Raw genomic sequence first — 25,483 nt, forward strand, 5'->3', positions numbered from 1 at the left:
CTCACAGTCCGTACTCCTCCAGCAGGCGCAGCCAGATCTCGCTCACGGTCGGGAAGGCCGGGACGGCGTGCCACAGCCGGTCGAGAGGGACCTCCCCGGCGACCGCGATCGTGGCGCCGTGCAGGAGGTCGACCACCCCGGGGCCGGCGAACGTGACCCCCAGAAGCACCCGCCGGTCCTCGTCGACGACCATCTTCGCCCGGCCGGTGTAGCCCTCGGCCCGCAGGTACGCGCCCTCGACCGCGCCGATGTCGTACTCGACGGCGCGTACGGCGAAGCCGTCGGCACGGGCCCGCGCCTCGGTCCGCCCGACCGCGCAGATCTGCGGGTCGGTGAAGATCACTTGCGGCGCGCCCCGGTCGTCTGCGGTGTCGCGGAGCCCCGGCCGGTCGTCGGGCGCGCCGGTCGCACGGACGGCGATCACGTCGCCGCACACCCGCGCCTGGTACTTGCCCATGTGGGTGAGCAGGCTGCGCCCGTTGACGTCACCGACGGCGTAGAGCCACGGCACTCCCGCCACCCGCATGCTCGCGTCCACCTGGATCGGGCCCTCGGCCGCCAGGCCGATCGTGTCCAGGCCGATCGCGTGCGTGGCGGGCCGCCGGCCGGTGGCGACGAGGACCTCGTCGGCCTCGACCGACGCTCCGTCGTCGGTGTGGACGGTCACCGGGCCGTCCGGCACCGGCCGCCGGACCTCGGTGACCGAACGGCCGAGACGCACGTCGATCCCCGACTCCAGAAGCGACGCCGTCAGCAGCTCTCCGGCGAACGGCTCGGTACGGCCCAGCGGCCGGTCACCGCGTACGAGCATGGTCGTCTCGTGGGCACCGAGCGAGTGCAGGGCCTGGGACATCTCGCAGGCGACGGGGCCGCCCCCGATCACTGCCAGCCGTTTCGGGACCTGCTGGACGCTGGTCGCCTCACGGTTCGTCCACGGGCGCGCCGCCGAGAGCCCCGGCACGTCCGGGATCAGCGGATCGCTGCCGGTCGCGATCACCACGGCGTGCCGCGCCCGCAGCGAACGGGTGCCGTCCGGCGCGGTCACCTCGACCCGCAGCGGCCCGGCCAGGCGTCCCCGGCCACGGACGAACGTCGCCGGCAGGTCCTCGATCCAGCTCACCTGGCCGCGGTCGTCCAGGTGGGACACGGTCCTGTCGCGACGGGCCAGCACCGCCGGCGCGTCGATCGGCCCGCGCAGCTGCAGCCCCGGCATCCGCTCCACCTCGGCCGCCAGCTCCATCGGCCGGAGCAGGGCCTTGCTGGGGACACAGGCGTAGTACGCGCACTCGCCGCCCGCCAGGCGTTCCTCGACGACGGCCGCCGTCAGGCCGCCCCGTACGACCCGTGCGGCCGCGATCTCCCCGACCGGCCCCGCGCCGATCACCACCACGTCGAAGACGTCCTCGCCCGTCATCGCTTCCCCTGACGTCGTCCCAGGTCAACACACCTGAGTCTCCCCCGCCAGACCGTACGGGACGCGTCCGGTCCACCGTGCGTACCGGGCCGCACGGGAGGCGGGTGTTCGCCGTCATCGGCCACCCCCGCCTCCGGCCGGACTTACTCGGCTAGTCCTTGGTGCGGGGGGTCGGGCGGGCGGCCCATTCGCGGATCTTGGCGATGCGCTTCTGGACGTCCTCGGTGCTGGCCTGGGCGGACGGGGGGCCGCCGCAGGTGCGGCGGAGTTCGGCGTGGATCACGCCGTGGGGCTGGCCGGTGCGGTGGTGCCAGGCGCCGACCAGGTTGTTCAGCTCCTTGCGCAGCGCGTGGAGGTCTTCGGCGGTCGTGCGGTCGTCCTTCTTCTCCGCCTTCGCGCCGTTCTTGCGCTGGGCGGCCAGCTGCTCGGCCTGCCGCTGCTTCAGCAGGCTCGCGACCTGGTCGGGTTCGAGCAGGCCCGGGATGCCCAGGAAGTCCTCCTCTTCGGCCGAGCCCGGCGCGCCGCCCATGCCGAACTCGCCGCCGTCGAAGACGACCCGGTCGAAGTGGGCCGACGCCTCGACTGTCTCGAAGGGGAGCTCCTCGCCGACGTCGGGGTTGTCGCGTTTGCGGTTGGCCTCGGCGAGCAGGTCGTCGTCCAGGCCGTCCTCACGCTTGGGACGGTCGAGAACGTGGTCGCGCTCGGTCTCCATCTCCGCGGCGTGGCCCATGAGGGTCGGTACCGACGGCAGGAACACCGAGGCGGTCTCACCACGCCGCCGCGCACGGACGAAACGCCCGATCGCCTGGGCGAAGAACAGCGGGGTCGAGGTGGAGGTGGCGTAGACGCCGACGGCGAGGCGCGGGATGTCAACGCCCTCGGAGACCATGCGCACGGCGACCATCCAGCGGTCCTCGGACTCGCTGAACTGCTTGATCTTCCGGCTCGCCGACGGATCGTCGGACAGCACCACGGTGGCCCCGGCGCCGGTCACGTTGCGGATCATCTTGGCGTACGCCCGCGCGGTCTCGTGATCGCTCGCGATGATCAGGCCGCCCGCGTCGGGCACGCCGCGGCGCACCTCGGTCAGCCGGCGGTCGGCGGCGGCGATCACCTGCTGGATCCATTCGCCCTTCGGGTCGAGCGCGGCGCGCCACGCCTGGGACATCTGGTCCTGCGTCAGCGGCTGGCCGAGCGTCGCGGTGATCTCGTCGCCGGCGCGGGTGCGCCAGCGCATCTCCCCCGCGTACGCCAGGAAGATCACCGGCCGGACCACCCCGTCGGCCAGTGCCGGGCCGTAGCCGTAGGTGTAGTCGGCGCGGCTGCGGCGGACGCCGCCGACCTCCTCGTACGTGACGAAGGGGATCGGGTTGATGTCGGTGCGGAACGGCGTGCCGCTGAGCGCGAGCCGCCGCGCGGCCGGCTCGAACGCCTCTCGGATCGCGTCACCCCACGACTTACCGTCGCCCGCGTGATGGACCTCGTCCATGATCACGAGGGTGCGGCGGTCCTCCGTGCGGTTGCGGTGCAGCGCCGGGTGGGCGGCGACCTGGGCGTACGTGACGGCGACGCCGACGAAGTCCTTGGCCGTACGGCCGTGCGCGTTCTTGAACTCCGGGTCGATCTTGATGCCGACGCGCCCGGCCGACTCGGCCCACTGGCGCTTCAGGTGCTCGGTCGGGCAGATGATGGTGATCCGGTCGACCACCCGGCGCCCCATCAGCTCGGCCGCCAGCCGCAGCGCGAAGGTCGTCTTGCCCGCGCCGGGCGTCGCGACGGCGAGGTAGTCACGGGGCTCGGTCCGGAAGTATTCCTCCAGCGCTCCCTGCTGCCAGGCGCGCAGGGCCGGGGCGGTGCCCCAGGGCGCCCGCCCGGGCAGCGCGGGAGGGGTGTCGGATGCGGCGAACGTGCTCACGGTGAAGAGAGGCTACCCGTAAGCACTGACAGGACATGCCGAGCGTGATGCGATCCACAGGATCCCGCGCGGTAGGTGTTAGGCACTGTGGCGAGCCGGCGGCTCCGCCGCGGATTGCGCGATGAAGCCGTCGGCAGCCGGACCCGGCAGGGCTACGACAGGCCGTCGAGCCACTGCGTGATCGCCGCGTCGGCCTCGGGCGCGGAGCGGTGAAGCTGCAAGTCGTGGCCGCTGTTCCGGGCGACGACGACCCGCAGACGCGCCTCGGGCCGGTAGTAGGGCTTCTCGGCGGCCAGGATGCTCGCGGGGGTGCAGTCGTGGCCGACCGGCGGCCCGCAGAACGCGCCGTCGTGGTCGCCCATGACCAGGAGCGTCGGCACGGTGATCGAGCGAGTGAGCGTCAGCAGGGGTGGCAGCTCGACGGCCGTGATCTGGGCGAGTTCCGGCACGGAGATGGTCTGCTTGAGCCGTTCGTCCTCGTCGATGACCGCCTGGTCGACGCCCGGCCGGTAGTAGAAGGTGTCGCCTCGTGTCCCCGGAAGCGAGGTCAGATAACCGGGGTCCAGGATCTTGCCCCGGAACTTGTCATCGACGATCGCCGGGCCGAGGAGATTCGCGAGCTTCGTCGCGAAGGTGAGATTCACGTTGTGGAGCGCCCCCGTGAGCACGAACGCGTCGACGTCGTGGTACTTGTGGGCCTCGAACCAGGCGGTGAGCGAGCCCATCGAGTGCCCGACCCAAACGACGCGGGAGAACGGACGGCCGCCGACGCCTCCGTCACGGAGCTTGGCGATCACCTGGTGCATCGCCTCGGCTCCGTTCTCGAACGTGTCCGACACGCCGGGCGGGCGGGAACTCTCACCGTCTCCGAGCCGGTCGACGTTGAACGTCGGATACCCGGCCTTCAGCGCCTTGTCGACGTATGAGTAGCGCCCGGGGTCCTGGGGCCAGTCGAAGTAGTTGTGGTCGTACGTGCCACCGTGCACCAGCAGTTGCACGGTCCGCGCCCTGCCTCCGGCGCCCTCCGGGACACACAGCTCTCCGTAGATGCGCGCACGGCCCACAGCCGGAATGGAGACCGGCACCTGTGTCGCGTGACAGCTCGCACCGGAATGCCTTGTGACAGCATTCGCCACCGTCGCATAACAGGACATAACGCAACAAATTGCTAGCGCGACAGTAATGCGACCGAACATGGCGCTGCTCCCTGATCAACTTCGGGCAGCGCACACGCTAGCGGACGTTTCCTTCTAAATGGAGAGCCAAAACCTTATTTTCGGACCTGGGCGTTGGTGCGGGCCTGGCGGAGCAGGGGCGAGCCGGCCGGTCCGGCGCGGTAGGCCGCCCACATCGCGCGGATGCGCAGGCCCTGGCCCGGCGTGAACGAGGTCATGCACGGGTCCCAGGCGTAGTCCATGAAGTTGTGCACCGGATCGCTGCCGGGCTGCGGGCAGGTGTCCTTGAACGAGGGGCAGCCCGTGGTCGGCGTGCTCTCGTACGGAGTGTCGTCCACGCCGTCGCCGGGCGGGACGCAGCCGTTCTCGAACGGGTGGAACAGGCCGAGCCAGTGCCCGATCTCGTGCACCGCCGTGTAGCCGCGGTTGAAGTGCGCGAACGATCCCCCCGGGACGCTGCGGTAGTCGACGACCACGGCGTCCAGCCCGGGCCGCGAGCGGTACGCCTGGGGGAACGAGGAGAAGCCGAGAACCTCCGAGCCGACCTCGGCGGTGAAGAGGTTCAGCGTGCCGGGGCCGCCCTTGACGAGCGCGCCCAGCATCGGGCCCTGGAGCTCGTGCGGGCGTTCGAACCAGTCGGCGTTGCTCACGGCGTCGGCGCTGATGAGCCGGAACGACACCCCCGTGTCGGCGCCGCCCGTGGCGCCCCCGTACGCGGCGTTGAGGCCGCGGATCTGCTGGTCGATGGTGGCCGTGGTCAGCCGGCCGTTCCGCCCGTCGGTGATGACGTGGAAGCGGACCGGGACGACGAGGCGGCCCGCGAGCCGCCGGCCGGCCTCCAGCTGCCGCTCGTCGGCGACCCCGTACCTGCGGCGCAGAGTCTCGGTGAAGTCGCGCAGCATCGCCTTGACCTGCGACGGCGACAGGCCGTCGTCGTCACGCGGACGGCTGGTGCGGAGCGTGGCCGCGGCGGCGCGCCGCAGGCAGGACACTCCGCGGGCCGCGGGCGCGCAGCTGCTCGCGGGCACTGTGGCGCACGACGCGAGAACGACTCCGAACAGGCCCCACAGGACTCTCCGTCTCATGGATTCCCCCTGAGACGGAGAGGCTAGGACCTCGGCTCGGCGCGGAGCGCCCGACGCGCGGATCCGTCAAGCCGATTTGACGCTCACTCGTCGTCGTCGCCGGACATCGACTCGTAGATCTCCTTGCATTCCGGGCAGACCGGGTACTTCTTCGGGTCGCGGTTCGGCACCCAGACCTTGCCGCAGAGCGCGATCACGGGTGTGCCGCTGACGGCACTCTCCATGATCTTGTCCTTCTGCACGTAGTGCGCGAAACGCTCGTGACCGCCGTCGCCGTGGGAGAGGTCCGGCCGGGTGTCGCTCTCAGGAAGGATCTTCGTACTCACGGGCTCAGTTTAGTGACGGATCCTCGGGAAACGTCGCGACGAACGCCAGATCCCCGCCCTGTCGCCGCAGGACGTCCTGCCACAGACGCCCCGGATCGTCGCGGAACGCGTCCCCCGACTCCGCCGGCACGACGTACCAGGCGCCCTCTTCGACCTCTGACCGGAGCTGGCCAACCCCCCATCCGGCGTACCCGGCGAAAACCCGCAGCTTCGTGACCTCGGTGGCGAGCAGCTCCGGCGGCGCGTCCAGATCGACGAGGCCGACGCGCGCCACCGCGGGGCTGCCGTTCAGCGCACGCCAGCCCAGAGGCTCGTCGGTGCCGGGGATGTGCGCGAGCGCCAGCGCGCTGTCGAGCGCGACGGGTCCGCCCTGGAACACCACCGACGGGCCCGTCACCAGCTCCGACCAGGGTGGGAGGACCTGTTCGACGGGCACCTCCGTGGGTCTGTTCAGCACGACCCCCAGCGTGCCGCCTTCCTCCTCGTGTTCCACGAGAAGGACCACGGTGCGCCGGAAGTTCGGGTCGGCCAGCTTTGGAGTAGCGACGAGCAGCCGGCCCGCGATTATCCCGTCGTCCATGACTCAATCATCCTGTGCCGGGGCCCGCATGCGAACAGTGCACGGCCGAGTACGTCGGTTACGCGCCCTCACCCCTTGGGTAATCGGCAGAATACGGGCCTAGATCACAAACTAGATCACGAAGGTGTGCCCCCCCACCTACGGAGGACCCCGATGCAGCTTTCCAGGGTCGCCATCGCGGCCGTGTTCTTTGTCGTCGGGGCGCTCATCATCATCCCGATGCTGTTGGGCGGCTCCTCACCCTCACAGCTGACGAGCGCCACCCCCTCACCCAACGTCTCGGCGTCGCCTTCGGCCTCTCACTCCAGGTCCGCCAAGCCGTCCCACACGCCCACGCACCGCCCCTCTCCGACGCGGGCGAGCCGGACCCCGAGCAAGCACCCGGTCACGCCGGCCCCGACGCCGTCGGTGACGCCCCAGGCGCCGCTGAAGGTCGCCATCGGCACCGTCCGGTGCCCGGGTCGCAGCGTGCTGGTGTCGGTGACCAACAGCGGCAAGGCCATCGAGGACTACACCATCACCACCGACGGCTCGATCTCGGTGGCCGACCGCATCCCGGCGGGCGCCACCCGCAAGTCCACCTTGACCATCAAGGAGGACCACGCCACCACGATCGCCGTGACCTGGCACAACGTCCCGGTCAAGAGCCTCGACCGTACGGCGCACTGTGCCCGCAACACGCCGGGCCACACGCTGCCGCACACGGGCCCGGACAGCGGAATGATCATCGCCAGGGTCGCGACCGGCGTCGCCGCGATGCTGACCGGCCTGATCATCTTCTGGTACGGCCGCGTGTGGCCGGGCCGCAAGGACAAGATGTTCGGCGACAACTGACCTCCTCCGGCCCCTGAAGGGCCGGGATCCCTCACCCCCCGGGCGCACGCGTCCGGGGGGTTGCTCCTTTTCCGCACTGGGCCGGTGGCTCCTGCCTGCGCTCGGCGAGCCGTCACCACCGTTGGGCCGATTCCCCGCCTTGACGCGATCTCAAGGCGATCGCTACCGTTTTACTAACATCATAGTGAAAGGGGATGAGCGTGTTCCAGTTCCGATTGGACGGCTCGAGCGGCGTCCCGCCCTATCTCCAGCTCGTGCAGCAGGTACGACAGGGGCTGCTCCTGGGCCATCTGCGCTCCGGGGACCAACTGCCCACCGTGAAGGAGGTGGTCGCCTCCCTGGCGATCAATCCGAACACCGTGGTGAAGGCCTATCGCCAGCTGGAGCACGAGGGGATGGTGAACGCCCGGCCGGGCCAGGGCACCTTCATCACCGCCTCGATCGAGCCGGTCGCCCCGGGACCCTACGCCCGGTTGCGTCGCTCGCTCGAGCAGTGGGTCCGCGATGCCCATGCCGCCGGGCTGGACGACGAGACGGTCACGGCCATGTTCGCCTCCGTCCACAGCGAGTTGCGGACGGAGGGGGCGGCATGAGCACCGCGCTGGAGACCAGGGACCTGGGCATGCGCTACGGCCGGAAGTGGGCGTTGCGGGGCTGCTCCTTGCGGCTGCCCACCGGCTCGGTGATCGCCTTGGTCGGCCCGAACGGCGCCGGGAAGACCACGCTGCTGCAACTGATCACCGGTCTGCTGCGCCCGACGGAGGGAACGGTCGAGGTCCTCGGCCGGGACGCCCGTACCGGCTCGGCCGAGGCACTGGCCCAGGTGGGCTTCGTCGCCCAGGAACACCCGCTCTACCGGGGCATGTCCGTAGCGGACCTGCTGCGAATGGGACGCTCGCTCAACCTGCGCTGGGACCGGCCGATGGCCGAGCGACGACTGGCCGACGTCGGCATTCCCCTGACCCAACGCGCCGGAGCGCTGTCCGGCGGCCAGCAGGCCCAGGTCGCCCTGGCACTGGCCCTGGCCAAACGTCCCGCGCTGCTGGTGCTGGACGAGCCGCTGGCCAACCTGGACCCGATCGCTCGCCGCGACTTCATGCGCACGGTGATGGTCGCCGTCGCCGAGGACGAGGTCACCGTCCTGCTGTCCTCCCATGTGATCGCCGATCTGCAGGCCGTCTGCGACCAACTGGTGCTCCTCAAGGACGGCAGGCTTCAGCTCGCCGGCGCGATCGACGACGTCCTGGCCGGTCACCGGATTCTCACCGGACCGCGCACTGACGCCGAACCGCCGGTTCCCGGGCTCGTCCGCGCCACCCACAGCGACCGTCACACCGACCTGCTGGTCCGCACCGGAACCGACCGGCCCGAATTCCATCCGGCCTGGCGATCCCACCCGGTCGGCCTGGAGGAGCTCATCCTCGCCTACCTCGAACAACCGACGGAGATCGCCCGATGATCTGGCTCACCTGGCGGCAGCACCGCGTTCAGGCGTTCGCCGGCCTGACCCTGATCGGCCTCGCCGCCCTGGTCTTCCTGCCGTACGGCCACGCGATCCGCGGCGCCTATGACCAGCACGGCGTTGGACCGTGCCTGGTCCACGGCACCGGCGGTGACGACTGTCAGTCGGCCATGTCCGCGTTCATGAGCCAGTTCAACGGCATCGCCAACCACCTGCTGACCTGGTTCACTCCGATACCTGGCCTGATCGGCGCGGTCGTCGGCGGGAGCCTGCTCGGCCGCGAGTATGAGCATGGCACCTGGCGCCTGGCCTGGACCCAGGCCGTACCCCGGACGCGATGGCTGACGGCCAAGGTCCTGCTCGTCGGTCTCGGAATCGTGACGATCACCGCGAGCCTCAGCGCCGTCTTCGGCTGGTTCCGCGCCCCGATAGACAACGTGTCCAGCAGATTCTCCTCGGGAGCGTTCGATCTTGAAGGGCTTTCGCTCACCGGATACACGCTTTTCGCTTTCGCGGCGGGCGTCCTGGCCGGGCAACTGTTCCGCCGTACGGTACCGGCGATGGTCGCGGCATTCGCCGCGTTCATGGCGCTACGTCTTCCGGTGGAATTCTGGCTGCGGCAGCGGTACCAGCCGCCGGCGACCCGCCTGCTCCCTCCGACCGGCCACTGGGGCCCCATCGGCCCGATGGCCGCGCCCATCACGCCGGACACGCCGGGCTGGACCCTCAGCAAAGGCCTGGTCGACAAGACCGGCCACCCGATCTCCACTGCCCTCCAGGAGCAGATCTCCCGGCGAGTGGATGCTCTCGACGGCCCCGCCGCCGACGCCTACCTCCGCGGACTCGGACTCCACCTCAAGGTCGTCTACCAGCCCGCGAGTCGGTTCTGGACCTTCCAGATCATCGAGGCGTCGCTGTTCATCGGCCTCGCCGCGGCCCTGATCGGCATCGCCATCGGGCTGCTTCACCGCCGGAACGCCTGACCCGTGAGGCACCACGGATCGCGACACCCCTCGCCACCTGCTCCACCCCGCAGCACCTCCGGGATGCCCACCGCATCCAGCCCCTGCTGGACGCCGGGTCGACGGCCCCTCCACTCGCGCGCCACGCCGGGCCACTGACGCCGGTCACAGCAGGTCGCTCGCCGACCTGTGGACCTTGGCCAGGGCGGTCATCAGGCAGCGGCGCTCGGCCTCGGTGAGGTCGGCGGTGACCTTCTCCTCCAGGCCGCGGCGCTCGGCCTCGACCGGCTCCTGGAGCGCCCGGCCCGCGTCGGTCAGGTAGAGCCTGACCAGCCGGCTGTCGCGTTCGTCGCGGCGGCGGGTGAGCAGGCCGGCGGCGCTCATCCGGGTGGCCATCTTGACGACGGTGGGCGTGGTGACGTGCAGCGCGGCGGCGATCTCGCCGGGCGTACGGCCGTCGCGCTCCCACAGCGCCGCCAGGAGGTGGTTCTGCCCCTGGTGCAGGCCGTGGCGGCGCATGGCGGTCTCGGCCAGCGCACGCAGGACCTTCGTCGTCTGGCTGTGCAGGTCGAGGAACTCGGGCATCGCCGCCTCCATGCGAGCAGATCGATTGACGGCTAATCATTTGCCGTCTAACGTTCTCTTCAGCCGATCGTTAGACGGCAAACGACTAGGAGCATCGATGATACTGATCACAGGGGCCACCGGCAGAATCGGCCGTGAGCTGGTGCGAGAGCTCGACGCGGCGAAGGCGGACACCCGCGTTCTCGTGCGCGACCCGGCCCGCGCGGCCGGCCTGCCCACCAGCGCCGAGCGCGTGGTCGGCGACCTGGACGAACCCGCGACGCTCATCCCCGCCTTCGACGGCGCCGACCGGCTCTTCCTGCTCACCCCGGGCATCGGCGTCGACCAGGCCGCGAACGCCATCGCCGCGGCCCGCGACGCAGGCGTACGGCACATCGTGCTGCTGTCGTCCATCTGGGCCGACGGCGACCCGGTGCCCGCGATGGGCCGCTGGCATCGCGAACGCGAGCGGCTCCTGGAGGCATCCGGCGTACCCGCGACGATCCTGCGCCCCGGCGGCTTCGCCACCAACGCCCTCGAATGGGTGCCCTCCATCCGCGAGAACGGGTACGTCGTCGACGCGATCGGCCCCGGCCGGGCCGCGGCCATCGACCCGGCCGACATCGCCGCGGTCGCCGCCGCCGTCCTCACCCAGGACGGGCACGAGGGCCGGACCTACGTCCTCACCGGGGACGAGGCCCTGACCACGGCCGAGCAGGTGCGGATCATCGCCGACACGATCGGCCGCGACATCGAGGTCCGCGCCGCGACCACCCCCGAGGAGATCGTCGGGTCCCGCTACCCCGGCGGCGCTCCCAAGCCGCTCGCCGACGCCGTGCTCGAGGCCGCGGCGGTCATGCGCGCCGACACCACCGGGGTGCGGACCGACACCGTCGAACGCCTGCTCGGCCGCCGCCCCCGCACCTTCGCCGACTGGTGCGCGCGCAACCGCGACGCCCTGCGAGGCGTTTAGCGCGACGCGGTGGCCGCCTTCTGGACGGCCGCGGCGACCGCGTGGGACACGTCCGCGTGGAACACGCTCGGCACGATGTAGTTCGGGCCGAGCTCCTTGTCCGTGACGACCTCGGCGAGCGCGCGGGCCGCGGCGAGCAGCATGTCCTGGGTGACCGTACGGCTCTGGGCGTCGAGCAGGCCGCGGAAGACGCCCGGGAACGCCAGCACGTTGTTGATCTGGTTCGGGTAGTCGCTGCGGCCGGTGGCGACCACCGCCGCGTGCTCGCGCGCCTCCGCCGGGTCGACCTCGGGGTCGGGGTTGGCCAGGGCGAACACCACCGATCCCTCGTTCATCGTGGCGATGTCCTCACCGGTGAGGATGCCGGGCGCCGAGACGCCGATGAACACGTCGGCACCGCGCACCGCGCCGCGCAGGTCGCCGGAGTAGCCCTCGTGGTTGGTGTTGTCGGCGATCCAGCGCAGCGACTCGTCCAGGTCGTCGCGGCCGGTGTGCACCGCGCCGCGGTAGTCGCAGACGACGACGTTCTTGGCGCCCGCGTGCAGCAGCAGTTTGAGCACGGCCGTACCGGCGGCGCCCGCGCCCGCCATCGCCACGCGCACGTCGGCGAGGTCCTTGCCCACCACGCGCAGGGCGTTCATGAGCGCGGACAGCACGACGATCGCGGTGCCGTGCTGGTCGTCGTGGAAGACCGGGATGTCGAGCAGGTCGCGCAGCCGGCGCTCCACCTCGAAGCAGCGCGGCGCGGAGATGTCCTCCAGGTTGATGCCGCCGAACGCCGGCGCGAGGATCTGCACCGTACGGACCAGCTCGTCGGTGTCCTGGGTGTCGAGGCAGATCGGCCAGGCGTCGATGCCGGCGAACCGCTTGAACAGGGCCGCCTTGCCCTCCATGACCGGCAGGGCGGCCTCCGGGCCGATGTTGCCGAGGCCGAGCACGGCCGAGCCGTCGGTGACCACGGCGACGCTGTTGCGCTTGACGGTCAGGCGCCGCACGTCGTCGGGGTTGCGGGCGATCGCCAGGCAGACCCGCGCGACGCCCGGGGTGTAGGCCATGGACAGCTCGTCGCGGTTGCGCAGCGGCACCTTCGACTGCATCTCGATCTTGCCGCCGAGGTGCATGAGGAACGTACGGTCGCTGACCTTGTGGATGGTGACGCCGTCGACCTGCTCCAGCGCGTCGACGATCTCCTGGGCGTGCTCGGTGTCCCGCGTGGCGCACGTGACGTCGATGCGGAGCCGGTCGTGGCCGGCCGGGGTGAGGTCCAGGGCGGTGACGATGCCGCCGGCCTGCTCAACCGCACCGGTGAGCTGGCTCACCGCATTGCCGCCGGCCGCCACCTCGAGGCGGACGGTGATCGAGTAGGACACGCTGGGCACGGTCGCCACGTCAACTGCTCCTTTTGCCTGGTCAGGGCTTCGCCTCGCGATGATTTCACGCGTCCGGCGGGGTCCGGGCCTCGGGCGTCGGCTTTGTTTTTCAGAGGATGGCGAGCGCTGCCGTCACGATGATGTCGGCACAGGCCGGCGCCGCCAGCCGCGTACTGTCGATGACCAGATCATAGAGCGCCGGGTCGGCCGGGTCGGCCCGGTAGAAGTGCTTGACGTACGCCGTCCGCGCCCGGTCGTTGTCGTCGAGGAGCCGCTCGGCCTCCCGCTCGGACAGGTCCAGCGCTTCCCGTACGTTCGCCAGCCGCCGCCTCCGCGAGCCGTCGAGGCGTACGTGCAGGGCGCCCGGGAGGCCGGCGAGCACGAGCTGGGAGGCACGGCCGAGGATCACACCGCCCCCGTGCTCGGCGATCTGCTTGATCACCTTCTCGGTGCGGATGAGGAACTCCTCCTCCGGCACGAAGCCGCGGTCGGACAGATAGTCGTCCATCCCGCCACCGAGGGTGATGTTGGGCAGCCGCGAGGCACTGGACAGGATGCGGCCGAGGCCGTGCTCGGCACGGTCGTCGTGGTCGAGGGCCTCCTCGATCGAACAGCCGATCTCCGCGGCCACGGTGTAGGGGATCGCCCGGTCGACGAAGGGCACGCCGAGACGCTCGGCGACCGCGGGGCCGATGACGCTGCCCCCCGCGCCGAACGCCGCGGAGATCGTCACGACGCCGGCCACGATGTCCGCCCGGTCAGAACAGCGCCGACGCGAGCCGGCGCCGTGCCTGCCCCACGCGGGGGTCCTCGGACGGCAGCACCTCGAACAGCGACAGCAGGTGCTTGCGCGCCAGCTCACGGTCGTCGCCGGACGTGCGGCGTACGGTGCCGATCAGCCGGTCGAACGCCTCTTCGACACGCCCCTCGACGAGGTCGAGGTCGGCGACGCGGGTCTGGGCCTCGGCGTCGTCCGGACGGTCGGCGGCGTCCTTGCGCGCCTGCTGCGGGTCGAGGTCGGTCACCCGGCGCTGCAGCTCGACCAGGGCCAGGCCGCTCTTGGCGTACACGTCGCTCGGCTGCGACTCGAGGATCTTGCCGAACGCGCTCGCCGCCGCGTCGAGGTCGCCGCGCTGCAGCGCGGCCTCGGCCTCGTCCTGGAGGGGGTCGCCGGCGGGCTCCTGAGGCGCGGCGGGGGCGCCGGCGCCCTCGGGCATCAGACCCTGCTCGCGCAGCGCGTCGAACAGCTGGTCGAGGACCTGACGCACCTGCGGCTCGGGCGCGGCGCCGTTGAGCACCGGCAGCATCTGACCGGCGACCACCGCGGCGACGAACGGGATGCCCTGCACGCCCATGCGGCTGAGCTGCTGGGCGAGGGCCGGGTTCGCGTCGATGTCGACCTTGGCCAGCAGCCAGGCCCCGGCCGCCTCGTTGGCGAGCTTCTCCAGGATCGGGCCGAGCTGTTTGCACGGCTGGCACCAGTCGGCCCAGAAGTCCACGAGCACCGGAACCGTACGCGACCTGTCGATGACCTCGGCGTTGAACGTCGCATCGGTCACGTCGATGACGGAGGCGGGGCCACCCGCGGAGGCCGGACGCTGCTGCGCCCGCTTCGCCGCGGCCTGCCGGGCGCCCAGGTCGACGGCGCCGTGCAACGAGAAGTCCGATGACGTCATGCATCCATCCTGCCGCATACACCGGCGAATGCGTACGAGCGACCGCCTCAGAAGCGGGCGGGCTCTGAGTAGCTCCCCCATTCGTCACGCAGCGCGCCGCAGATCTCGCCAAGGGTGGCCTCGGCGCGGGCGGCGTCGAGCATGGCCGGGATGAGGTTCTCCTCCGTACGGGCGACCTCGATCATGCGGGTCAGCGCGGCGTCCACGGCCGCCTGGTCGCGTTCGGACCGCCGGGCCGCCAGGAGGCGGTTCTGCTCGCGCTCGACCTCGTGGCTGACCCGCAAAATCTCCAGGGGCTCCTCGATGCTCTGCGTGTGGGTGTTGACGCCGACGATGCGCTTCTCGCCCTTTTCCAGCTGCCGCTGGTAGGCGAAGGCCGCGTCGGCGATCTCGGCCATGAACCAGCCGTCCTCGATGCCGCGCAGGATGCCGCCGGTCATCGAGCCGTCCGGGCTCATGTCCTTGATCCGGGCGAAGATCTTCTCGGCGCCGGCCTCGATCCGATCGGTGAGGGCCTCGACGTACCAGGAGCCGCCCAGCGGGTCCACGACGTTGACGACGCCGGTCTCCTCCATGATCACCTGCTGGGTGCGCAGGGCGATCTCGGCGGCCTTCTCGCTGGGCAGCGCCAGCACCTCGTCCAGGGCGTTGGTGTGCAGGGAGTTGGTGCCGCCGAGGACGGCGGCGAGCGCCTCCAGCGCGGTGCGTACGACGTTGTTGTCCGGCTGCTGCGCGGTCAGCGACACCCCGGCGGTCTGGGTGTGGAACCGCAGCCACTGCGCCTTCTCCGACGTCGCGCCGTACACGTCGCGCATCCAGCGGGCCCAGATCCGGCGTGCGGCGCGGAACTTGGCGATCTCCTCGAAGAAGTCGATGTGGGAGTCGAAGAAGAACGACAGGCCGGGCGCGAAGGCGTTGACGTCGAGACCCCGCGACAGGCCCAGCTCGACGTACCCGAAGCCGTCCGCGAGCGTGAACGCGAGCTCCTGCGCGGCCGTGGAGCCGGCCTCGCGGATGTGGTAGCCCGACACGCTCAGGGGCTTGTACGCCGGGATCTCGGCGGCGCAGTACTCCATCAGGTCGCCGATGAGGCGCAGGTGCGGCTCGGGCGCGAACAGCCACTCCTTCTGCGCGATGTACTCCTTGAAGATGTCGGTCTGCAGCGTGCCGTCCAGCCCGTGGATGTCGGCGCCCTGCCGCTCGGCCGCCACGAGGTACATGCAGAAGATCGGCACGGCCGGGCCGGAGATCGTCATGGAGGTCGTGGTCTCGCCGAGCGGGATGCCGTCGAACAGCACGTCCATGTCGGCGGCCGAGTCGATCGCGACGCCGCAGTGGCCGACCTCGCCGAGGGAGCGCGGGTCGTCGGAGTCGCGGCCCATGAGGGTGGGCATGTCGAAGGCGACCGACAGCCCTCCGCCGCCGGCCGCGAGGATCATCTTGTAGCGCTCGTTGGTCTGGCGCGCGTTGCCGAAGCCGGCGAACTGCCGGATCGTCCAGGCCCGCCCGCGGTAGCCGGTGGCGTACAGGCCCCGGGTGTACGGGAACTCCCCCGGCCAGCCGATGCGCTCGAACCTGGGGTCGTCGGCCGGCGGACCGTAGACCGGGTCGACCTCGGCGCCGGACAGCGTCGTGAAGTCGGCGTCCCGCTTGCGCGACGCGTCGAACCGCTCCTGCCAGCGCCGGCGGCCCTCCTCGATGTCCTGCATGTCCATGAGCGCTCCTCCGGGTTGCTCCTCACTCCAAGATACTAGGACGTCCTAGTAATTTGTGTCGCGGAGCCACCGCGAGCCGGTCCGGAGCCGTTTCCAGGCCCGCGCGCCGCGGAGAGAGCCCGGTCAGTCCTGGAAGTCGCCCGCGGTCACCCGCAGCGACCGCAGCACGTCGAAGATCGTTCCCAGCTCCTCGGCGTCGTACGCCCCCAGACCGAAGTCGGCGGCCATGAGGTCGCGGGTGGCGCGCTCGACGGTGTCGCGGCCACTCTCGGTGATCTCGGCGAGCACGCCGCGCCCGTCGCGCGGGTTCGGGCGGCGGAGGACGTAGCCCTGCCTCTCCAGCCGGTCGATCGTGTTGGTCACGCTCGTCGGGTGCACCATCAGCCGTTCACCGATCTTGGAGAGCGGCAGCGCGCCCTTGCTGCTGAACGTCAGCAGCACGAGGGCCTCATAGCGGGCGAAGGTCAGTTCGTACGGCTTGAGCCGGGCGTCGAGTTCGGCGATGAGGATCGCCTGGGCGCGCATGATCGACGTGACGGCGAGCATGGCGGGCGAGCGCCCCCACCGGCGTTCCCAGAGGTCACCGGCTCGGGCGATGGGGTCGAAGGGGAGGTTGAGCGGCTTGGACACCCGGACACGGTAGCGCCTGGGCTCCGCGACTCTCCGGCGAGCATCCATCCGACATTTACCGACCTATAACAACAATTGTTTCCCGCATTCTCCTCAAATCATTGCCAACGACACCGGCGGACACAACAACGCTGACAGTCATCACCAAGGCAAGTTATAGTTCCGTTGTCGGTGCGTGCGGCGACGGCAAAGGGGGGCGTCGACGCGGCCGTTCATCGGGCTGATCCGCCTCTAGCCTCGAGCGCGCACCGAGATTTCGGGGGGTAGTGAATGATCGCGGATTTCTCCACGATCGTGGCTCGGGACATGGGAATCCGCCGCGGGGGGCGGTGGATCCTGCGTCCCACCACGTTCGGCATCACCTCGGGGGTGGTCGGGCTCGCAGGTCCGCCCTGCTCGGGCAGGTCGGCGCTGCTGACGACGCTGGCCACGCTGCGCCGGCCCAGCGTGGGCGAGCTGGAGCTGCTGGGCCACGACGTGACCGGGCCGGCCGGGCAGCGGGCCGTACGCCCGCGGCTCGGCCTGCTGCCGCACCGGTTCGGCTGGGCGGCCGGGGTCACCGCCCGCGAGTACGTGGCCTACGCCGCCTATTTCAAAGCCACGCCGAAGAACGCGGCCGAGGCGATTTTGGAGCGATTTGAATTGACCGATGCCGCGGAATTCGAGATGGACATGCTGCCCGCCGATCTGCGGTTGCGGGCGGGGCTCGCGGCGACCTGTGTGCATCGGCCCGATCTGGTCTTCCTGGACGAACCGCTCGGATCCATCGCCGATTCGGAGCGCGACGAGTTGATCGGCGTGGTGCGCGCGCTCGCCCCGGCCGTGGTCGTGACCGCGCCCGATCCGGCGGAGCTGACGGGGTGGTGCGACCGGGTCTTCACCATCGCCCGTGCTCGCCTGATCGAGTCCTTGGAGGTCTGCCGAACGTGGTCCCGGGTGCCGGCCGGTGTCTGACCTGGGGCGGGTGCTGCGGATCGACGCCCGCCGCACCGCCCCGTTCCTGGCCGTCCCGGCCCTGGCGTTGCTCGGCGCGGTCGCGGCCTGGCACGCCCTGCTGCCCGGCGTCGCGTACTGGGACGACGCCGTCGCCGCGCTGTTCGCGTCGGTGCGCGTGCTCGGGCCGGCCTCCGCGGCCCTCGCCGCGTGGGTGGCGCTGCGCGAACACCGGCTCGGCTACCTGCGAGGATTGAGCGCCCGATCGCCCGCGCTCGGGCCACTGCTGGACCTGACACTGCTCGGCGTCGTCTCGCTGTGCGCGTACCTCGTCGTGGCCGCGATCGTCGTGGTGAAGACCCTGCTGCACGTCGAGGCCGGGCATCCCCAGGTGGTCGGGCTGCTCGCGGGCGCGCTCACCCTGCTGGACTACACCGTGATCGGCTACCTCGCGGGCCGCGCCGTCCCCCGGCTGCCGACGGTCGCCGCCGCGGCCGCCGTCACCTGCCTGTGGGGGGTCGCCCGCCCCGGCACGTGGACGTACCTCCTGCCGCCGCCGGGGGTCGAGCACATCCATCCGTTCGCCGGCCTGCGCACCGAACTGCTCGCCGGGCAGGCGCTGTGGTCACTCGGCTTCGGCGGGCTCCTCGTCAGCGGCTACCTGTGGACGCTCACGCGGCGCGCGCGGCTCGCCCTGCCTCTCGTCGCGGCGGCGGGGCTGATCGCGCTCACCACCCTGTGGATCCACGCTCAGCAGCGCACGCCGCTCGCCCCCCGCGCGTTCGAGTACTCCTGCCGCCAGTGGCCGCTGACCGTGTGCGTGCACCCGGCGCTGCGCTCGGCGCTCCCGTCGCTGGAGGCCGCCCTGACCCCGCTGGCCACACGCCTGAGCGGCACGCCGGGCGGATTCACGCGGGTCGAGCACCGGCCCGACAACGACTTCCCGCGTCCTGGGCACGGCGTGGTCTACATCCACCTCACGGACCTGTCCCCGGGGTACGAGCACCGCGCGGAGCAGGAGATCCAGATCAGCCTGCTCGACGCGCGCACGTGCGGCAACCCCGCGCACGCCGTCGGCGTGCGCTACACCGCGCTGGTGTCGGCCTGGCTGCTCGACGAGACACCGCCCCACATGACCGACGCGACGGCCGCCCGCGCCTTCGGCCGCTGGGCCGAGGCGCGCCGCCGGCACTGGCTGCGCCTCCACTACGCCCGCTACCGCTCCTGCACGCTGCGCGGCCTCGACTTCCGCACCGTCTGACCGGTTCAGTCGCCGGTGGCGACGACGCCGGCCTTCTCGATCATGAGCACGAGCCGCAGGGCATTTGGCGGCGTGCGCCACGTCGTGCTCGCGAAGGGCGCTGACCAGGTCGGTGCGCCCCTCGGGCGGATGGTCGATCAGCCGGTAGCGCGCGCCCGCGGCGTCCGGGTCCGCCACCAGTCGGTCGTAGCGGGCCGGCGCGGACGCCACGGCCTGTGGATCACCAGTCACCGCTCAACATCTCCTTCGCCTCAGCGATGCGACCTCCGTCACGCCGGTAGAACACCCACTGTTTGATCTTCGTGCCGCGTACGAGGCCGGCCTGGCTGAGGATCTTCATGTGCTCGCCGCGGGCCGGCCGGCTCACGCCGAGCTTCTCGGCGACGAACAGCGCGTACCCCTGAATACGGCCGGTGATCTCAGGAGCACCACATGCGTCCGTAATGTTGACTATCGTCAGCGGCGTGGACTGGAGCCTGCTGACCTGCGCCCGCAAGGGCCACATCACGTACGCGCCGGACGAGACCGCCCTGCGCGACCGGCTGCACGTCGAGACGCCGGCCGGAGAGGCGTGGCGGTGCCTGCGCTGCGGCACGTACGTCCACGGCGAGCCCCACGGGAGCGGCCCGGCCGACCGGGCGCCGCTCGTCATGCGCGGGCATGAGCTGCGCGAAGCGCTCATCATGCGGTTCTTCGCCCTGGAGCGGGTGATCCGCGGCCTGGTGATCGCCGCCGCGGCGTACGGCGTGTGGCGGTTCTCCGCCCACCGCGGGTCCATCGAGAAGGTCTTCGAGAAGGAGATCCCGCTCCTCAAGCCCATCGCCCGCCAGGTGGGATGGGATCTGGACAACTCCCACGTCGTGGAGAGCATCCGCCATGTCTTCGTGCTCAAGTCCAGCACGCTGACCTGGTTCGCCCTCGCTCTGCTCGCCTACGGCCTCATCGAGCTGATCGAGGCGGTCGGCCTGTGGCTCCTCAAGCGCTGGGGCGAGTACTTCGCGGTTGTCGCCACCGCCTGCGGGCTGCCGCTGGAGATCTACGAGCTGACCGAGCGGATCACCGCTGTCCGCGCGGGCGCGCTGGTGATCAACGCGGGTCTCGTCGTGTACCTGCTGGTGTCCAAGCGGCTGTTCGGCATCCGTGGTGGCAAGGAGGCGTACGAGGCCCGGCGGCGCGGCGAGTCGCTGATCGAGGTCGAACAGGCGGCCGTCACATCACACACGGAGCCGGCGGGGTGACTTTCGCGTCTATCTGGGGAATAGCCGGGTTGAGCTAACCCCAGAGGTGATGCGAAATGGCGCACTCGGACACAACCGAGGACACACAGATATCCGAGCGTCCCCGCAGGCCCGTCCTGCGCGCGGTCGCCGTCGTCGTCGTACTCGTCGCATTGGTCTACGCGGGCCTGCAGGCGGCGCACAAGCTGCCGCACTGGCTCAACCCGTTCGGCGAGACGACCAAGGACCGCAGCGCGCCCGTCGTGCTGAACTCCATCCAGAACCTTTCCCGCTACGAGGCCGCGAGCGGTAACTACCAGGTCGTCGTCGACCTGGAGAAAGACGCGAGATTCCTGCCCAGCGCGCTGCGCGGAAAGCGCACGCTCTTCGTTGGGAACGGCACCGTCGACGCCTACGTCGACTTCTCCCACATCGGCAACGGCGCCCTCACGGTCGACAAGACCCGTGAGACGGTGACCGTCCGGATGCCCCACGCCCAGCTGGAGAAGACCAACCTCGACCCCAAGCACAGCTACGTCTTCGCCACCCAGCGCGGCCTGTTCGACCGCTTCGGTGACTTCTTCGGCTCCAACCCCAACCAGCAGCAGCAGCTGTACGTCCTCGCGGCCCAGAAGATCCAGGACGCGGCGAACTCCAGCGGGCTCGCGCAGCGTGCCGACGCGAACACCAAGCAGATGCTCACGAACATGTTGAAGGCTTTGGGCTTCAAAACAGTTACCGTGACCTTTGCCACATCTTCCTGAATGAGGGCGAAGGATCACCGGGGGAATACCTCTCCATGAGGCGTGGTTGGGGACGAGTCGGGGTGATTCGCTGTGTCCATCGCAGCAGAAGCGGCGACAGTCGCGCACGACCCGGTACGACGGCCGACATGGCCGTTCGCGGTACCCGTGGCGGCCGCCGCGGTCGCGGTGGGACTCCCCGCGCTCGTCCCCTCCTTCTCCGCGCGACCCGCGGAGCTCCTCGTGGGCGACCTGTTCCCCGATGGGCAGGAGCTGCTCCTCGCGCTGGTCCTGCTGGCCGCGGCCCGCGGCCTGCTGCTCCGCCGCCGGGTGGCGTACTACGTCGTCCTCGCGCTCACCATCCTGTCCATGCTCGACGCGGTCAGCGTGCGCGAGTTCGGCCGCCTGCTCATCCTCGGCGTGGCGGCGATCGGCTTCGTCCGCTACCGCCGCGAGTTCGACACCACGCCGAGCCGGTTCCGCGCCGCGGTCCGCGCCGGCGTGGTCACGTACGGGGTGGCGGTCGCGTACGGGCTGGTCATCATGATCGCCCAGCGGCACCACATCACGCCGGGCCCGTCCGCGAGCGAGGCGGGGCGCGAGATCCTCGCCGGGCTGAGCGCCTCCGGATCCGGCCCGCTGCACTTCGACGGCTCGGCCGACCACTGGTTCCTGGCCAGCCTCGGCATCCTCGGCGGCGGCGGCCTGCTCGCGATGTTCGTCACGCTGCTCTCGCCGGCGCCCCCGCCGCCGCCCGGCACCGATGAGGAGCGCGCCGAGGCGGCGCGCCTGGTCGACGCCGACGGCTCCGACACTCTGGCGCCGTTCCTGCTGCGCGGGGACAAGTCCTACGTCTTCAGTCCCGACCGCCGCGCGGTGATCGGCTACCGCGTCCTGTTCGGCGTCGCCGCGGCGGGCGCGGACCCGGTGGGCGACCCGCGCTCCTACCCCGGCGCGGTGGCCGAGTTCGTCGCGCTGGCCCGCCGCTCCGGCTGGCGGATGGCGGTGCTCGGCGCCCGCGAGGACCTGCTGGAGCTGTGGACCCCGTACGGCATGCGCGCGATCGGCATCGGCGACGAGGTCCTGCTCACGCCCGGCGAGTTCGGGCTGAACGGCCGGAGCATGCGCAACGTGCGCCAGGCGGTGCGCCGCACCCACAACGCCGGCGTGACCACCGAGGTCCTGCCCGAGGGCACCCTGGCCGAGGACGACCGCGAACGGCTGCGGGCACTCGCCACCGAGGCCCTCGGCGGCGTCGAGGAGCGCGGCTTCTCGATGAACATGGACGGTCTGCTCACCGGGCGGCACGCCTTCCCGGTGCTCGTGGTCGCCCGTGACGCCGACGGCGCGCCGGTGGGTTTCCAGCGCTACCTGCCGAGCGCGTCCGCCCGCCGCCTGTCACTCGACGTGATGCGCCGCGCGCCGGGCTCCCCGAACGGCCTCAACGAACGCATGATCGCCGACATCATGGAGTACGCCGCCGAGCACGGTGTGGACGAGGTGTCGCTCAACTTCGCGGCGTTCCGCGAGCTGTTCGACACCGAGGACCGCAGCGCGCTGGAGCAGGGCACGTACCACGTGATCCACCTGCTCGACCGATTCGTGAAGGTCGAGTCGCTGTACCTGTTCAACCGCAAGTTCAAGCCGCGCTACGTCGGACGCAAGGTGGTGTTCCCGTCGTGGGCGAGCCTGCTGCCGATCGCGGTGGCGCTGCTCACGCTGGAGTTCGGCCACTGGCGCCCGGCCGGCGAGAGCGGCCGGGGACACGCCGAGACCGCCCCCGAGGACTCCTACGCCCTGCCGATCACCCCAGGCTGGTGACGGCACCCCTCGAAGGTCCGTCAGCCGGACTCGGTGAGGCCCTCGACCAGTTCGTCGGCTGCGGCGTACGGGTCGCAGGAGCCGTCCAGCACCTTCTCGGCCAGCACGTCGAGGCGCTGGTGGCCGTGCAGGTCGCCCATGCGCTCCCGCAGGGCCGTGACGGCGATCGCCTCGATCTCGTCGCGGGCGCGGGCGCGGCGTCGCCGGTTCAGCTCGCCGGAGTCCTCCATCCACGCCAGGTGCTCGTCCAGCTTCCGCACGACGTCGGCGACGCCCTCGTCCTTGACCGCCACCGTCGGCACGATCGGCGGCTTCCAGCCCTCCGGCGCGGCCAGCGCGATCATGTTGCGCAGGTCGCGTACGGTCTGCTGCGCGCCGTCGCGGTCGGCCTTGTTGACCACGAAGACGTCCGCGATCTCCAGGATGCCGGCCTTGGCCGCCTGGATGGAGTCGCCCATTCCGGGCGAGACGAGCACGATGGTGGAGTCGGCGAGCGAGGCGATCTCCACCTCCGCCTGGCCGACGCCGACCGTCTCGACCAGGACCACGTCGCAGCCGGCCGCGTCGAGTACCCGGATCGCCTGGGGCGCCGCCCACGCCAGCCCGCCGAGATGGCCACGGCTGGCCATCGAGCGGATGAAGACGCCCGCGTCGGAGGCGTGGTCCTGCATGCGCACGCGGTCGCCGAGGAGCGCGCCTCCGGTGAACGGCGAGGAGGGGTCGACGGCGAGCACGCCGACCCGCAGGTCCTGACGGCGGAACGCGCGTACGAGCGCGTTGGTGGAGGTCGACTTGCCGACCCCCGGCGCACCGGTCAGGCCGATCACGCGGGCCCGGCCCGCCAAGGGGTTCAACGCCGCCATGACCTCACGGAGCTGCGGCGAGGCGTTCTCGATCAGGGTGATGAGCCGCGCGACCGCGCGGGGCTCGCCCTTGCGCGCCCGCGCGACCAGGTCGTCGACGTCGGCCGTACGCGCCACCGGGTCAGACCTTGAGGATGAGGGCGTCGCCCTGACCGCCGCCGCCGCAGAGCCCGGCCGCGCCCACGCCGCCGCCGCGCCGGCGCAGCTCGTACGCCAGGTGCAGCACGATGCGAGCGCCGGACATGCCGATCGGGTGGCCGAGCGCGATCGCGCCGCCGTTGACGTTGACCTTGGTCTCGTCCACGCCGAGGTCGCGCATCGACTGGACGCCGACGGAGGCGAACGCCTCGTTGATCTCGATGAGGTCCAGGTCGGCGACGTCGAGGCCCTCCTTGCCGAGCGCGTGCTTGATCGCGTTGCTCGGCTGGGACTGCAGGGAGTTGTCCGGGCCCGCGACGTTGCCGTGCGCGCCGATCTCGGCGAGCCAGGTGAGACCCAGCTCCTCGGCCTTGGCCTTGGACATGACGACGACCGCGCAGGCGCCGTCGGAGATCTGCGAGGAGGACCCGGCGGTGATCGTGCCGTCCTTGCTGAAGGCGGGCCGCAGCCGGCCGAGCGACTCGGCGGTCGTGTCGGCGCGCACCCCCTCATCCTGCTTGAACACGATCGGGTCGCCCTTGCGCTGCGGGATCTCGACCGGGACGATCTCGTCGTCGAACAGGCCGTTCTTGGCCGCGGCGGCGGCGCGCTGGTGCGAGCGGGCGGAGAACTCGTCCTGCTCCTCGCGGCTGATCCCGAGCTTGGCGTTGTAGCCCTCGGTCGACTCGCCCATCGAGACGCCGTCGAAGGCGTCGGTGAGCCCGTCGTGCGCGGTGGCGTCGAGCACCTCGATCGAGCCGTACTTGTACCCGTGCCGCGCCTTCGGGAGCAGGTGCGGCGCGTTGGTCATCGACTCCATGCCGCCCGCCACGACGACGTCGAACTCACCCGCCCGGATGAGCTGGTCGGCGAGAGCGATGGCGTCAAGGCCCGACAGGCAGACCTTATTGATCGTCAGCGACGGGACATTCATCGGAATGCCGGCCTTTACCGCGGCCTGACGCGAGGGGATCTGACCGGCCCCCGCCTGGAGCACATGCCCCATGATCACGTAGTCGACCTGATCACCGGTGACGCCCGCGCGTTCGAGCGCAGCCTTGATCGCGAGCGCGCCGAGATCGACGGCGGCGAACCCCTTGAGGGAACCGAGCAGACGGCCGATGGGCGTGCGCGCCCCGGCGACGATGACGGATCCGGCCATGAATAGGACCTCCAGCACCCGGTCGGTACGACGTTTGCCAACATACCCACACGGGGACAGTGCACTTCCTGGGAGGCCAACGCCATGTTCACCGGACTCACGCGGATCGATCACGTCGGCATCGCCTGCCACGACCTGGAGGAGAAGATCGCTTTCTACGAGTCGACATTCGGCCTGGTCGTGGCCTCGCGCGAGGTCAACGAGGCGCAGGGCGTGAAAGAGGCCATGCTCCACGTCGCCGACGGCCCGGCCGGTTCCTCGTACGTCCAGCTCCTTGAACCGCTGGGCCCGGACACGCCGGTGGGCCGGTTCCTCGCCAAGCGCGGCGAAGGCGTGCACCATGTCGGCTACGGTGTGGACGACGTCGCGGCCGCGCTCGAGGCGATCGGGGCCAAGCACGTGCGCCTGCTCGATGAGCGTCCCCGCCATGGGTCGATGGGAGCCTCCATCGCGTTCCTGCATCCGAAGGATGTCGGAGGGGTGCTGACCGAGCTGGTACAGGCGGCGAAAGATCCTCTCCAGGGTCGACACAACGCCTGACTACTCATAACAACCAAGACATTTCACCCAGGGCGTCAAGTTGAGCCCCCAACACGGCAGTGTCCGGAGTACTCTGCTGTCGCGGAAGTGGTCCAGCGCGTGCAATACCCCGTAACACGCAGTA

At 70.8% G+C, this 25,483-nt stretch carries 26 protein-coding genes; 11 read left to right on the forward strand and 15 right to left on the reverse strand.

Features of this window, described 5'->3' with window-relative positions; genetic code table 11:
• Nucleotide 1 precedes the first annotated feature (1 nt).
• The 6 genes from ACQEV1_RS45300 to ACQEV1_RS45325 all read right to left on the reverse strand — a co-directional run bounded on the left by ACQEV1_RS45300 (nucleotide 2) and on the right by ACQEV1_RS45325 (nucleotide 6,495).
• Complete coding sequence (locus tag ACQEV1_RS45300; RefSeq protein WP_433403384.1) at nucleotides 2-1,414, reverse strand: dihydrolipoyl dehydrogenase family protein; 1,413 nt, start codon at nucleotides 1,412-1,414, stop codon at nucleotides 2-4.
• Between the two features lie 151 nt (nucleotides 1,415-1,565).
• Nucleotides 1,566-3,329, reverse strand: coding sequence for a DEAD/DEAH box helicase (locus tag ACQEV1_RS45305; protein ID WP_285626553.1), 1,764 nt, complete (start codon nucleotides 3,327-3,329; stop codon nucleotides 1,566-1,568).
• Nucleotides 3,330-3,481: 152 nt separating this feature from the next.
• Nucleotides 3,482-4,327, reverse strand: a complete 846-nt coding sequence (locus tag ACQEV1_RS45310) for an alpha/beta hydrolase (protein ID WP_433403387.1) — start codon at nucleotides 4,325-4,327, stop codon at nucleotides 3,482-3,484.
• A gap of 272 nt (nucleotides 4,328-4,599) precedes the next feature.
• Nucleotides 4,600-5,589 carry a zinc metalloprotease gene (locus tag ACQEV1_RS45315; RefSeq protein ID WP_285626547.1) on the reverse strand — a complete coding sequence of 330 codons (990 nt, stop codon included), beginning with the start codon at nucleotides 5,587-5,589 and terminating at the stop codon, nucleotides 4,600-4,602.
• Nucleotides 5,590-5,672: 83 nt separating this feature from the next.
• On the reverse strand, nucleotides 5,673-5,915 hold the full coding sequence (locus tag ACQEV1_RS45320; RefSeq protein WP_285579764.1) for a DUF3039 domain-containing protein: 243 nt from the start codon (nucleotides 5,913-5,915) through the stop codon (nucleotides 5,673-5,675).
• A 4-nt stretch (nucleotides 5,916-5,919) separates the two neighbouring features.
• Nucleotides 5,920-6,495, reverse strand: coding sequence for a YqgE/AlgH family protein (locus ACQEV1_RS45325; RefSeq protein WP_285579763.1), 576 nt, complete (start codon nucleotides 6,493-6,495; stop codon nucleotides 5,920-5,922).
• A gap of 153 nt (nucleotides 6,496-6,648) precedes the next feature.
• Here ACQEV1_RS45325 and ACQEV1_RS45330 point away from each other — a divergent pair, with 153 nt between their 5' ends.
• The 4 genes from ACQEV1_RS45330 to ACQEV1_RS45345 all read left to right on the forward strand — a co-directional run bounded on the left by ACQEV1_RS45330 (nucleotide 6,649) and on the right by ACQEV1_RS45345 (nucleotide 9,774).
• Entirely contained in the window at nucleotides 6,649-7,329 is a 681-nt protein-coding gene (locus tag ACQEV1_RS45330) for a hypothetical protein (protein ID WP_285626545.1), read from the forward strand.
• Nucleotides 7,330-7,523: 194 nt separating this feature from the next.
• Nucleotides 7,524-7,922, forward strand: coding sequence for a GntR family transcriptional regulator (locus ACQEV1_RS45335; RefSeq protein ID WP_433403392.1), 399 nt, complete (start codon nucleotides 7,524-7,526; stop codon nucleotides 7,920-7,922).
• Nucleotides 7,919-8,788 carry an ABC transporter ATP-binding protein gene (locus tag ACQEV1_RS45340; protein WP_433403395.1) on the forward strand — a complete coding sequence of 290 codons (870 nt, stop codon included), beginning with the start codon at nucleotides 7,919-7,921 and terminating at the stop codon, nucleotides 8,786-8,788. The genes ACQEV1_RS45335 and ACQEV1_RS45340 overlap by 4 nt, the downstream gene beginning before the upstream one ends.
• Nucleotides 8,785-9,774 carry an ABC transporter permease subunit gene (locus ACQEV1_RS45345; RefSeq protein WP_433403397.1) on the forward strand — a complete coding sequence of 330 codons (990 nt, stop codon included), beginning with the start codon at nucleotides 8,785-8,787 and terminating at the stop codon, nucleotides 9,772-9,774. The genes ACQEV1_RS45340 and ACQEV1_RS45345 overlap by 4 nt, the downstream gene beginning before the upstream one ends.
• A 144-nt stretch (nucleotides 9,775-9,918) precedes the next feature.
• Here the strand turns inward: ACQEV1_RS45345 and ACQEV1_RS45350 are convergent, their stop codons facing one another.
• Complete coding sequence (locus tag ACQEV1_RS45350) at nucleotides 9,919-10,338, reverse strand: MarR family winged helix-turn-helix transcriptional regulator (protein WP_285626536.1); 420 nt, start codon at nucleotides 10,336-10,338, stop codon at nucleotides 9,919-9,921.
• Nucleotides 10,339-10,435: 97 nt separating this feature from the next.
• Between ACQEV1_RS45350 and ACQEV1_RS45355 the strand changes: the two genes are divergently transcribed.
• On the forward strand, nucleotides 10,436-11,290 hold the full coding sequence (locus tag ACQEV1_RS45355) for an NAD(P)H-binding protein (protein ID WP_285626534.1): 855 nt from the start codon (nucleotides 10,436-10,438) through the stop codon (nucleotides 11,288-11,290).
• On the opposite strand, the gene ACQEV1_RS45360 is transcribed toward ACQEV1_RS45355, so the two are convergent.
• From ACQEV1_RS45360 to ACQEV1_RS45380, 5 genes are all read right to left on the reverse strand, one after another.
• Nucleotides 11,287-12,678, reverse strand: coding sequence for an NAD-dependent malic enzyme (locus ACQEV1_RS45360; protein ID WP_433403400.1), 1,392 nt, complete (start codon nucleotides 12,676-12,678; stop codon nucleotides 11,287-11,289). The two genes, ACQEV1_RS45355 and ACQEV1_RS45360, sit on opposite strands and share 4 nt — an antisense overlap.
• Before the next feature lie 91 nt (nucleotides 12,679-12,769).
• The gene (locus ACQEV1_RS45365) at nucleotides 12,770-13,405 is read right to left on the reverse strand and encodes an AAA family ATPase (protein WP_433403403.1); all 636 of its coding nucleotides are present in this window, start codon (nucleotides 13,403-13,405) and stop codon (nucleotides 12,770-12,772) included.
• A 13-nt stretch (nucleotides 13,406-13,418) separates the two neighbouring features.
• On the reverse strand, nucleotides 13,419-14,336 hold the full coding sequence (locus ACQEV1_RS45370; RefSeq protein WP_285626523.1) for a tetratricopeptide repeat protein: 918 nt from the start codon (nucleotides 14,334-14,336) through the stop codon (nucleotides 13,419-13,421).
• A 47-nt stretch (nucleotides 14,337-14,383) separates the two neighbouring features.
• The gene (locus ACQEV1_RS45375; protein ID WP_433403406.1) at nucleotides 14,384-16,051 is read right to left on the reverse strand and encodes an acyl-CoA mutase large subunit family protein; all 1,668 of its coding nucleotides are present in this window, start codon (nucleotides 16,049-16,051) and stop codon (nucleotides 14,384-14,386) included.
• A 123-nt stretch (nucleotides 16,052-16,174) separates the two neighbouring features.
• A complete protein-coding gene (locus tag ACQEV1_RS45380; RefSeq protein ID WP_285626517.1) occupies nucleotides 16,175-16,681 on the reverse strand; it encodes a MarR family winged helix-turn-helix transcriptional regulator in 507 nt (168 codons plus the stop codon).
• A gap of 270 nt (nucleotides 16,682-16,951) precedes the next feature.
• On the opposite strand from ACQEV1_RS45380, the gene ACQEV1_RS45385 reads away from it, so the two are divergent.
• Both ACQEV1_RS45385 and ACQEV1_RS45390 read left to right on the forward strand, forming a co-directional pair.
• Entirely contained in the window at nucleotides 16,952-17,635 is a 684-nt protein-coding gene (locus tag ACQEV1_RS45385; protein ID WP_285579744.1) for an ATP-binding cassette domain-containing protein, read from the forward strand.
• Nucleotides 17,628-18,875 (forward strand): hypothetical protein, encoded by a 1,248-nt coding sequence (locus tag ACQEV1_RS45390; RefSeq protein ID WP_433403410.1) that lies wholly within the window; start codon nucleotides 17,628-17,630, stop codon nucleotides 18,873-18,875. Before ACQEV1_RS45385 ends, ACQEV1_RS45390 begins: the two co-directional genes overlap by 8 nt.
• Nucleotides 18,876-19,095: 220 nt before the next feature.
• Here ACQEV1_RS45390 and ACQEV1_RS45395 read toward each other — a convergent pair whose 3' ends face one another.
• Entirely contained in the window at nucleotides 19,096-19,242 is a 147-nt protein-coding gene (locus tag ACQEV1_RS45395; protein ID WP_433403413.1) for an ArsR/SmtB family transcription factor, read from the reverse strand.
• Nucleotides 19,243-19,339: 97 nt separating this feature from the next.
• Between ACQEV1_RS45395 and ACQEV1_RS45400 the strand changes: the two genes are divergently transcribed.
• The 3 genes from ACQEV1_RS45400 to ACQEV1_RS45410 all read left to right on the forward strand — a co-directional run bounded on the left by ACQEV1_RS45400 (nucleotide 19,340) and on the right by ACQEV1_RS45410 (nucleotide 22,656).
• Nucleotides 19,340-20,113 carry a DUF2127 domain-containing protein gene (locus tag ACQEV1_RS45400; protein WP_285626507.1) on the forward strand — a complete coding sequence of 258 codons (774 nt, stop codon included), beginning with the start codon at nucleotides 19,340-19,342 and terminating at the stop codon, nucleotides 20,111-20,113.
• 56 nt (nucleotides 20,114-20,169) lie between these two features.
• Nucleotides 20,170-20,856 carry a DUF4230 domain-containing protein gene (locus tag ACQEV1_RS45405; RefSeq protein WP_285579734.1) on the forward strand — a complete coding sequence of 229 codons (687 nt, stop codon included), beginning with the start codon at nucleotides 20,170-20,172 and terminating at the stop codon, nucleotides 20,854-20,856.
• 72 nt (nucleotides 20,857-20,928) lie between these two features.
• Nucleotides 20,929-22,656, forward strand: a complete 1,728-nt coding sequence (locus ACQEV1_RS45410; RefSeq protein ID WP_433403417.1) for a bifunctional lysylphosphatidylglycerol flippase/synthetase MprF — start codon at nucleotides 20,929-20,931, stop codon at nucleotides 22,654-22,656.
• A 20-nt stretch (nucleotides 22,657-22,676) separates the two neighbouring features.
• On the opposite strand, the gene meaB is transcribed toward ACQEV1_RS45410, so the two are convergent.
• Both meaB and ACQEV1_RS45420 read right to left on the reverse strand, forming a co-directional pair.
• A complete protein-coding gene (gene meaB, locus ACQEV1_RS45415) occupies nucleotides 22,677-23,636 on the reverse strand; it encodes a methylmalonyl Co-A mutase-associated GTPase MeaB (RefSeq protein WP_285626503.1) in 960 nt (319 codons plus the stop codon).
• A 4-nt stretch (nucleotides 23,637-23,640) separates the two neighbouring features.
• Nucleotides 23,641-24,819 (reverse strand): acetyl-CoA C-acetyltransferase, encoded by a 1,179-nt coding sequence (locus ACQEV1_RS45420; protein ID WP_433403421.1) that lies wholly within the window; start codon nucleotides 24,817-24,819, stop codon nucleotides 23,641-23,643.
• Nucleotides 24,820-24,903: 84 nt separating this feature from the next.
• On the opposite strand from ACQEV1_RS45420, the gene mce reads away from it, so the two are divergent.
• On the forward strand, nucleotides 24,904-25,359 hold the full coding sequence (gene mce / locus ACQEV1_RS45425) for a methylmalonyl-CoA epimerase (protein WP_285626497.1): 456 nt from the start codon (nucleotides 24,904-24,906) through the stop codon (nucleotides 25,357-25,359).
• The last annotated feature ends 124 nt before the right edge of the window (nucleotides 25,360-25,483 follow it).

This window comes from Actinoallomurus sp. CA-142502, from assembly GCF_050936355.1.
Lineage (GTDB): Bacteria > Actinomycetota > Actinomycetes > Streptosporangiales > Streptosporangiaceae > Actinoallomurus > Actinoallomurus iriomotensis.

Excerpts from the sequence above, each read along its gene's own strand:
- ACQEV1_RS45300 (WP_433403384.1), bottom strand. The coding sequence starts at position 1,414 with ATGACGGGCGAGGACGTCTTCGACGTGGTGGTGATCGGCGCGGGGCCG.
- ACQEV1_RS45315 (WP_285626547.1), bottom strand. The coding sequence starts at position 5,589 with ATGAGACGGAGAGTCCTGTGGGGCCTGTTCGGAGTCGTTCTCGCGTCG.
- ACQEV1_RS45325 (WP_285579763.1), bottom strand. The coding sequence starts at position 6,495 with ATGGACGACGGGATAATCGCGGGCCGGCTGCTCGTCGCTACTCCAAAG.
- ACQEV1_RS45330 (WP_285626545.1), top strand. The coding sequence starts at position 6,649 with ATGCAGCTTTCCAGGGTCGCCATCGCGGCCGTGTTCTTTGTCGTCGGG.
- ACQEV1_RS45335 (WP_433403392.1), top strand. The coding sequence starts at position 7,524 with ATGAGCGTGTTCCAGTTCCGATTGGACGGCTCGAGCGGCGTCCCGCCC.
- ACQEV1_RS45340 (WP_433403395.1), top strand. The coding sequence starts at position 7,919 with ATGAGCACCGCGCTGGAGACCAGGGACCTGGGCATGCGCTACGGCCGG.
- ACQEV1_RS45345 (WP_433403397.1), top strand. The coding sequence starts at position 8,785 with ATGATCTGGCTCACCTGGCGGCAGCACCGCGTTCAGGCGTTCGCCGGC.
- ACQEV1_RS45350 (WP_285626536.1), bottom strand. The coding sequence starts at position 10,338 with ATGCCCGAGTTCCTCGACCTGCACAGCCAGACGACGAAGGTCCTGCGT.
- ACQEV1_RS45355 (WP_285626534.1), top strand. The coding sequence starts at position 10,436 with ATGATACTGATCACAGGGGCCACCGGCAGAATCGGCCGTGAGCTGGTG.
- ACQEV1_RS45370 (WP_285626523.1), bottom strand. The coding sequence starts at position 14,336 with ATGACGTCATCGGACTTCTCGTTGCACGGCGCCGTCGACCTGGGCGCC.
- ACQEV1_RS45375 (WP_433403406.1), bottom strand. The coding sequence starts at position 16,051 with ATGGACATGCAGGACATCGAGGAGGGCCGCCGGCGCTGGCAGGAGCGG.
- ACQEV1_RS45385 (WP_285579744.1), top strand. The coding sequence starts at position 16,952 with ATGATCGCGGATTTCTCCACGATCGTGGCTCGGGACATGGGAATCCGC.
- ACQEV1_RS45405 (WP_285579734.1), top strand. The coding sequence starts at position 20,170 with ATGGCGCACTCGGACACAACCGAGGACACACAGATATCCGAGCGTCCC.
- ACQEV1_RS45420 (WP_433403421.1), bottom strand. The coding sequence starts at position 24,819 with ATGGCCGGATCCGTCATCGTCGCCGGGGCGCGCACGCCCATCGGCCGT.
- mce (WP_285626497.1), top strand. The coding sequence starts at position 24,904 with ATGTTCACCGGACTCACGCGGATCGATCACGTCGGCATCGCCTGCCAC.